This window comes from Limosilactobacillus portuensis, from assembly GCF_014838735.1.
In the GTDB taxonomy this organism is placed as follows: Bacteria; Bacillota; Bacilli; order Lactobacillales; family Lactobacillaceae; genus Limosilactobacillus; species Limosilactobacillus portuensis.
The window spans coordinates 20,688-29,214 of record NZ_JABUXQ010000024.1 but is presented as its reverse complement, the minus strand read 5'-3'; the positions used below and the strand labels follow the sequence as shown (position 1 = coordinate 29,214).

The 8,527-nt window shown below is 37.1% G+C and carries 8 protein-coding genes and 2 tRNA genes; all 10 read right to left on the bottom strand.

Annotation, left to right across the window (positions count from 1 at the left end; all coding sequences use genetic code 11):
• Positions 1-63: 63 nt before the first annotated feature.
• Positions 64-137 (bottom strand) — tRNA-Met (locus HUK49_RS08335).
• A 12-nt stretch (positions 138-149) separates the two neighbouring features.
• Positions 150-221, bottom strand: a tRNA-Glu gene (locus HUK49_RS08330).
• Between the two features lie 1,958 nt (positions 222-2,179).
• Entirely contained in the window at positions 2,180-2,641 is a 462-nt protein-coding gene (locus HUK49_RS11310) for a CPBP family intramembrane glutamic endopeptidase (protein WP_191913376.1), read from the bottom strand.
• A gap of 199 nt (positions 2,642-2,840) precedes the next feature.
• Entirely contained in the window at positions 2,841-3,470 is a 630-nt protein-coding gene (locus tag HUK49_RS08320) for a hypothetical protein (RefSeq protein ID WP_191913375.1), read from the bottom strand.
• The gene (locus tag HUK49_RS08315; RefSeq protein WP_191913374.1) at positions 3,470-4,054 is read right to left on the bottom strand and encodes a hypothetical protein; all 585 of its coding nucleotides are present in this window, start codon (positions 4,052-4,054) and stop codon (positions 3,470-3,472) included. The genes HUK49_RS08320 and HUK49_RS08315 overlap by 1 nt, the downstream gene beginning before the upstream one ends.
• An 18-nt stretch (positions 4,055-4,072) precedes the next feature.
• Entirely contained in the window at positions 4,073-5,269 is a 1,197-nt protein-coding gene (locus HUK49_RS08310) for a phage tail tip lysozyme (protein WP_191913373.1), read from the bottom strand.
• Between the two features lie 12 nt (positions 5,270-5,281).
• Positions 5,282-5,539 carry a hypothetical protein gene (locus HUK49_RS08305; RefSeq protein ID WP_191913372.1) on the bottom strand — a complete coding sequence of 86 codons (258 nt, stop codon included), beginning with the start codon at positions 5,537-5,539 and terminating at the stop codon, positions 5,282-5,284.
• Positions 5,539-7,473: a conjugal transfer protein gene (locus HUK49_RS08300; RefSeq protein ID WP_191913371.1), complete on the bottom strand. Its 1,935-nt coding sequence runs from the start codon at positions 7,471-7,473 to the stop codon at positions 5,539-5,541. The genes HUK49_RS08305 and HUK49_RS08300 overlap by 1 nt, the downstream gene beginning before the upstream one ends.
• Positions 7,474-7,484: 11 nt before the next feature.
• Positions 7,485-8,147 carry a hypothetical protein gene (locus HUK49_RS08295; protein WP_191913370.1) on the bottom strand — a complete coding sequence of 221 codons (663 nt, stop codon included), beginning with the start codon at positions 8,145-8,147 and terminating at the stop codon, positions 7,485-7,487.
• Positions 8,128-8,484 (bottom strand): hypothetical protein, encoded by a 357-nt coding sequence (locus HUK49_RS08290; protein ID WP_191913369.1) that lies wholly within the window; start codon positions 8,482-8,484, stop codon positions 8,128-8,130. Before HUK49_RS08290 ends, HUK49_RS08295 begins: the two co-directional genes overlap by 20 nt.
• Between the last annotated feature and the right edge of the window lie 43 nt (positions 8,485-8,527).

Below are 8,527 nucleotides of genomic sequence, written 5' to 3'. Positions count from 1 at the left end.
GAACTCGTGATCTCATCCGTGACAGGGATGCGTCCTAAACCAACTAGACCAACGGACCAACAATTGCGGGGGCTGGATTTGAACCAACGACCTCCGGGTTATGAGCCCGACGAGCTACCAGGCTGCTCTACCCCGCGATAATAAAAAAATGACCCGTGCGGGATTTGAACCCACGATACCAGCGTGAAAGGCTGGTGTCTTAACCACTTGACTAACGGGTCAAAATAACGGAGAAGGAGGCAAAAGGAAAAACTTTAATATCAGTCAAATACATTGTTTAAAGCACCAAAGATGAACTATTAAGCAAAAAGCTTTACCGTAATATTCTTACCCAGAATATTAACCCTCCGACAACAGTAATAAATATATCAGATAATTTAATCTATTGCAAGCATAATTTTAAATTATTTTCGAGGATTTGCAAATTGCTTAGCTTTACCTGTGTGATAAACTGATTTTAGGTCGTAAAGTTGAGTTTTGCAATCTCAATAGAATGACCGAGTGAATATAATCGGATGATATGTCACCCCCCCTCACCAATCCATTTCACGGAGGTGAGTAATCATGCCGAGAGCTAGGAATGATTTGAAGGAATAAGCACATCCCAACTGGCTGTGACTATTTGGATTTTAGCTCGTGCAACTTTACTATTTGCCAAAGCTTACCAAATAGTAAAAGAGACTAACCATAAAGGCTAATCTCTTTTCAAAAACTCTAATCATCCAAATTCACGATTGAGAGTAGTAAGGTAGGGCTTACTGCTCTCTTTTCATTTATTATGATACTAGAGTAACGTTCTAAATTCAAGCAAGATAGTATGCAACGATACTTTTATTATCAATATTAAATCGGTATAATTGGCTTCAGGACTAATGATTGAACTTTGCAAACTCAATTAGCGGTCCAAGTGAATCTTCGGATGACGCGTTACCCCTCATCTATTCCAGAACAACACGGAGGTGACAGTCATGCCGAGAGCTAGGAACGACTGGAGGGTTAAGCACGGTCCAACTGGCTGTGGCTATCTGGATATTGTCCAAAGCAGCTGTTCAGTTTGCCAAAGCGTACCAGATAATAAAAAAGACTAACCATCATGGTTAGCCACCCAAATGTCTTCCAGAACATTCACGATTGAGAGTAGTGAGCTGCATCTCACTGCTCTCTTTTCATTTATTATGATAAATGATGGCTCAAATAGTGTCAAGAAAGATAAATAATTTAAATTATTCTTTGCAAGTATTATTTTAAATTTTTTCATTTTTATTTGAAGAAACAATATTTTAAATATTTATCTTTACAGAAAAAAGACCACTTAGTAAAATACTAAATGGTCGTACAAGTCGTTAAACCATGCTATAATATAACCGTATTGAGGAATATATCATATTCAGCAATTAGGCTGATAGCTTAGCGGTAGCGCTCTTGTTCTGGTGAATGGCAGTTCACCACCAGCCAAGTGCAGCAAAGAACGTCTCCAAAGAGATCAGCTCCTTAGGTGTACTTGTGCATTGGTGGTAGCCAGTGCACCTTTTCTACGTAAAGTCAAGTAAATAAACACTTTAGAGAGAACTTCTTATTAAGAAAGGGGTTCTCTTTTAATTTTACAGAGGTTTTTATCATTTATACGACATAGATTGCCAAAGTGCACTGCGACATGTCAACTTCATTACTACCTTAACAAAAAAGTAGTAAAATCTGAGATCCGTCGATTTCAGATTTCACTACTAACTTAGTCTGTTTTTAGTTTATCATAATTTAGAGTAATTTAAGGTTACCTATATGATAAAATAATTTCAGGCCATGAAGTTGAGTTTTGCAACCTCGATGGACTGACCGAGTGAATATAATCGGATGATACGTCACCCCTCACCAATCCATTTCACGGAGGTGAGCAATCATGCCGAGAGCTAGGAATGATTGGAGGAATAAGCACGGTCCATGTGGCTGTGGCTATCTGGATTTTAGCTCGTGCAACTTTATTGTTTGCCAAGGCTTACCAAATAGTAAAAGAGACTAACCATAAAGGCTAATCTCTTTTCAAACCAATAATCATCCAATTCACGATTGAGAGTAATGAGCTAGCACCTCATTACTCTCTTTTCATTTATTATGATAAATGATCGTCAAGATAGTGTCAAGAAGGATAAATTAAAGTTCAATCTTTGAACTAAAGCCATTATCAGACCATTAACAACAAGGCAATTGTACTTGTATTAAATACTATATGTGCAATCATACATACCCTAATGTCCTTATAGCGACAAAATAGCCACTGGAAAAACAAACTAATCAATACATATTCCCATACCGAATTATCAGCGTGCAAGCCTGCGAAGATAAAGGCAGTAATTAAAGCAGCAAAAATAGTAATCCAGGTGTTCTTTCGTTTACCCTTTAGAAACAATGCTAAGTATTTTTTACTAATAGTGAAGAATGCATCACGAAAGACTAATTCTTCAACCATTGGAGCAATTAAAATCGTATAGATAATAAATAGTGGATACTCTTTGATTGCCGCTATAACTCCAGAAGTATTTTGTGAAGGCATGGAAACTTTAGTTATCAGAATAATACCAATAATTATAAGTCCTTCAATTAGTAGACTTCCGAGACCCCAGAGAACACTTTTGATTACTAACACTTTATTCATTTTTCTCAATAGTGTATCTCGGTGAAGGAAAAATAGAAGTAACAATAACCCTAGTAGCAGTAGTTCTTGTACTATTGCTACTTTATTTTTTACCACAGAAATCAGTGACGTTGCCAATAATAAGCAAAAAAAGTAACTTAAGACGGTAAAGCCATCACTTTTCAGGAACAAATAACTTTTATGTTTCATTTTAATTATCCTCACTACTTAACTCACCTAGTCGATGGACCAGTGATAACTTATGTTGTTGTAAATCATACTTTAATAGATAAACATCAGTGTGCTGTGCCGAATTATGATCATCGGTTGAAGCTGAATAGCTTACTTTAGCTAATCCTGTTAACGAATGTTCTCCATTGTTAATCGTATTAGTCGATAAATTTACCGAATTAAAAGTAGAGACCACCTTTTGCGCTTCAATGATGCTATTACCGGTTACATCCTTACCAGAGTTAAATAGCTTCTTATCACTAAGGACACTATTAGTAGCATAACGTTGAGCATTGCTCTTACGTTGATTCCATTCCTTTTGACTACTAAAGTTAAAGGCCACCGAGAAGAACCCATTAGCTGCTTTAAACATTTTGTTATTTGTATTTAATTGGGTTTGTGTACTCTTTTGTGCAGGTGTTTTGACTTTATCAGATAACAAAGGATTTTCAGCCTTTGCTTGATAATGCTTCAAAACTTGTTTTCGGCTATTTAGTGTTGTATTTATTCTAGCTAATTTGGCGTCCATTTGGTGACTATGGTGAACTCCACCTGCAGTTAAAAGGCAGCCAATGACTATCAATACAATAGGTAGAGATTTATTATTCATTAATTTTCATCTCCCGACTGAACATGATTAGAAGGCTTCTCTGATAATGGACTAACTGTTGCCGTTAAAACTTTCCCGGCTTTCAAATCATATGTTCCTTCAATTAGGACATATTTCTTAGTTCCATCTTCTCGTTCAAATTGTGTATAGGTTTCAAAATTAGCCTCACTAGGATTACCCATTTTGCTAAATGTGGTAACCACCCCATCATTTTTACTAGTGATGTACTTTCTAGTATTTCGATCTTGTGAGTATCCAATTAGCTCTTTAGTTAACTTGGTTCCCAAATCAGACACTAATTTATCCTTATTCTTATTAAAATCGTCATCTGAATGAATTCCACCTAAAGCCAGGCCAACGCCTTCATTAACTTTATTTTCTCCATTTTGTTCTGCTAACTGCAGATCAAAATTTTTATCCTGAGGAGTAATGTTATTAGCTTGCTCCCTATATTTCTTAATTTGAGTATTAGTAGAACTTAAGGTTGCTTGTGCTTGTTTAACTTTTTTTCCACTAGGCCACGATAGAATTCCAAAAATAATGGTAATTACTGCAATTACATACAGAAAACCCGTTTTCTTCAATTTAATTCACCCCAATACTTAATTTTTGGCAACAGGTTCACAGAAGATCCGCTGATCATTTCCAAGGGCAGTACCAAACGCATATTCAAAGGTGTGTTCGTTAACATCGTCGCCACCGCCACCTTCGTTAATCACCTTAGTACTCATACCATGCCAGTTTTCGGCCAGAATGGCAGTGTGTCCACCAGCACCAGTTGAACCTGGACCACCACAAACAACAATATCACCAGCTTTAGCCGAACTTTCGTCGACTTGTTTTAAGTACTGATGAGGTCCTGTAGCGTCTTGATACATTGAACCGGTATACCAGCCGCCAGCAGGAACCTTATACCCAGCTAGATAACAGACTAACCAAACGAAACCGGAACAATCAGTGTGACCATCACGACGGACATCGGAAACGCTATGACTGCTAGTATTACTCATGGTATTTTGTAAGACTGGACGAGCATAAGCGTAAGAGAAGTAGCCTAGTAATTTCTTTGCTATATCAAGCATTTCACCGCTACCTTCACCTTCTGAACCGTTCGGACATGCTTGACCAGAAGCAGCATCAGAGTTAGCACCAGCATCACCAGCAGCAACGACATTACCAAGCAAGCTATCATTTGCACTAATAGTAGAACCACCAAATTTCTGATAGGCCTCACGAGCTACTCCTTGTCGTTCAGCGGTCTTTTGACCAGGTGCTTGTTCATAATCATCTTGCCAAATTTTAGAAGCTACTGAAGGATCAGTAGCATGACCAACCCTAGATTTAACTGAAGCGTAACTATGATCTAGTTCATAAGCTGCCAGTTTCAGTTCATTTTCAAGCGTTAAATCAGCATCACTTTTAATAAAGCCACCCTGATGAAGCCGGTCACCATTAATTCCTCCAGCACCCCATTGAAAGATGCCCTTAACACTTCCTCCATTTGCCTTAGGATCATATCCTGATTCAATCGAAGCATTACCAACAACCCCAGCAGCTCCCGCTCCGGAAAATCCCAGATTTTTAACGAAATAATCAAAGATTTTCTTTGCATTATCATTCAAATTAGCTGAACTGGTTACATCACCATTAGGACTCATATCATTAGAGTCCCCCTTACAATTTCCTGCTTCTAGTGCAAATAGTGCTGAAACAAAGCCACCTAATAAAAGCAAGAAGACTCCGAATCCTACTATCCCAGCAGTAATAATCATCCAATGGGCCTTTATCCTTTTTCGCATTTAGTTCACCTCTTAAAGCCAATCTAATAACTTAAAAAGGCCAAGAAGCAGCGCAAAAGCCACCATAAAAATCAGAAAACTGATATTAACTCGATCCGATTGTTGATTAGTATTTCGATCATTTTCTTCATCATTATTTTTTATGTAGTCAACTCTTGCTCTTACATAATCTTTAGACCTTTTTTGAAAGTCTTGATAGTTATGCTTTGCTGCTTTTAATGGATGAGGGAAACGATGACGCTTTTTTGAATTTTTTTTAGTAATCGCCATTACATACCGCCTCCATAGACCTTCTTTTCTTCATCAGAAAGTTGAACATAGAATCGAATATTACGATCACCGTTAATGTTCATTAAACACTCTCCTCGTCGCAACGTGGTCAAGCCTTGAAGTTCAGCCATTGACATTGACTTACCGAGTGCAACCTTTAATCGTGGTAAGTCATCGTTAGAAATTTGGAAGAAAAAGTTAATTTGGAACAGTGAGAAAATCTTTTGAACAGCAATAATGTACGGACTATCTGAACTAACATTAACGATTAAATCTTTAATCGTTGGTGCCGCCATTGTAATTGCACAGTTGTTCTTCCTCATTTGTTCCATCATTGAAGCCAAAAATTCAACCCCATATGCGAAGTGTGGATTAATCAAATTTTCTACTTCATCAAGGTTCAAGTAGTACCACTTGGCATCATCTTCAGTAATCTTTCCAGCTTGCAGTAATTGTCGTTGCCTCAAACCATTTTTAATGATTTCTCCTTCAAGTAAGGTCAATACTTGATAAATTTGTGCATTAAAAACATTTTTCCCTTGTGCATTAAGGCTTTGTAAATTAAAAGTAACTACTTGTTCATTACTTAGATCTGGGAATTTGGTATAGCCTTCAAACATAGAACGTTTGTTGTTTAATAGTCCTTCAAAGGTATTAACAATTCGTACCATTGAACGTTGTTCCATATCGGTTGGTCGCCGTCGTATATCACTCGTTGCTTTTCGTTTCTGTTCTTTAGCAAATAAAACAAAATCTTCAAGGGTTGGGTAAGCATCTTTAGGTAAATAAAGATTGGTTACCTTAATATCTGGTTGAACCTTAGCGGCATTAGCAACCCAGACATTCTGAGCGACATAGAACTTATTAAGCCATTGTTCAAACACCCCGAGGTCATCGTCATTAACCTTAGGATTAAAGAACCGTAACATATTCTTTAGTTTTGTAATTTGCCGGTTAAATGAACTGATTTCATTACTACTACCATCTTCATTAATTTCTGTTGGAAAGATTTCAAATGGATTAATCATAAATTCCGGCCGTGCTAAGTCAACAACCACTCCTGATTGACGTTTTGTTTGTGCGGAATATTCCGAGGAAACATCAAAATTGCGAATAAAAGCGCCACGAGCGAATACATCGTCATTCATTTTCTTTAGTAAGGTTGACTTACCCATACCAGCGTTACCGGTAACAAAAAAGAATGATCGTGTCCGAATATCGTCTCGTTGGAACGGATCAAACATAACTTCCCCATTAGTTTTGGTATAGCCATAGTAACTACCATGAGGATCATCCAACTTAACGTGATTGAAAGGATAAAATCCGGTCAGGTTCTCAGCATCAATCGGGGTACCTTCTGGCTTATTTACCATTCCTTTTTCCCTCATTGTCGGAACAAAGATGCTTTGAAAATCATCAAGCTGCTCACTACTGTAGCGTCCAAATCTGAACTCATGATTATCATGAATAATCTTTCGGCAACGCTTATCAAGTTCTTCAATTGTTTCAGCATAGACAAACGTTCTGATATATAGTCGCTTCACAATTTCATGTTGCCGAGTCATCTTAATTAATAAATTACGTAAGTCCTCATATTTCCCACCAGCAGTTAAGTTATCAATAACTTTATTTTTCCCGGAAATACGGGAGTACTCTTCACCAGCAGCTGAATCAATCGCTTTTTGAATTGCTTCTTGATCTTCGGTCCCTACAGAAACAACACTCATTGTGTTCATATTATTAGTTAACGGTACTCCCCAGAATCGGCCTAAACCTTGGGAAGGATAACGGTAAACTCGTAAGCAGGTTAGGAAGCCGTCTCCCATCTCAATATATCGACCATGTACTCGTAAATTCCCTTGGGTTTGAACTTTTGCTAAGAAATCAAGATCATATCCAGCTTCTTCATATCGTCTAATCTCTTTTCTTTTCACCCTTTTTCCTCCTACTTAATTTCTGTATTTAGATTATTAATTCTGAACAAAATTTCTTTCTTCTTTTCCAAAGTAATCTGGTTCATAATTAATGCTTCACCACCAGAATTAATTGACGAGCTACGCTTATCTCGCACTTCTTCTTTATCCTTACCAAAAATTAATAGGTAAAATTCCTCAGAATGAAGCAATTGTTCAACTAAAATGTTGTTATTCTGCTTAATCCGGATGTAATAAAGTTGCGTCTGCAACTGTTTACGTCGAATAGCATTAGTTTCTCTTCGTAACTGATTGCTTACCTTGATATAGCGTTCACCCCAGAAACTTTTTTGCGGACTAGTATCCACTGGAAATGGCGTAATAATGTATTTATGATCTGGTAAGAAGACTTGGAGGAATCTGTGGTAATCACTCAAGACGATATTTTGCTGCTCATAAGTTAAGGAATAAAGGCCATGGCCACGAATATTAATTAAGTCCATATAACTTCCATCACGAGCAACAATTAAATGATCATGGTCAGCTGTAATCGCTTTGTAATTAAATAACTTGAGGATCGACGAATCTAAATTAGGATCAGAACCATTGAATTTTAATAAGTCTGACAAATCATTTTTCTTTTTGGCTCTGCCGAGTCTGCCAACTTTTGTTTTTTTATTGGTTTGAATTACCATGAGACCATTCCTCCTTTAATTTTTCTAAAGGTCGAAATTCATAGTAGCCAAATGATTTATAGCTTTTTGGTTTTCGATCCTTAAGTAGCATCCAAATAACTTCGTAGTTTCTTTTACCCGGATTAGTAAGTGGGTGTAAATCTAAGTAGAAGGCGAATACAATTGCAACAATAAAGAACAGGAGACTTTTAGGCTTTTCAGTAGGTGGAAAGCCATTGTTCATCATTAAATAAGCTGGAACTATTACCGCTGATAGGCAGCAAATATCTTTTACGAAGAACAGGCCAATTTTAATTCCTTCGCCAATTCCACTAACAACCCCATAGTTATCGTTCATTGCTAAAACTATCCTTTCCTCTTTGTTAAATCACTTAGATATT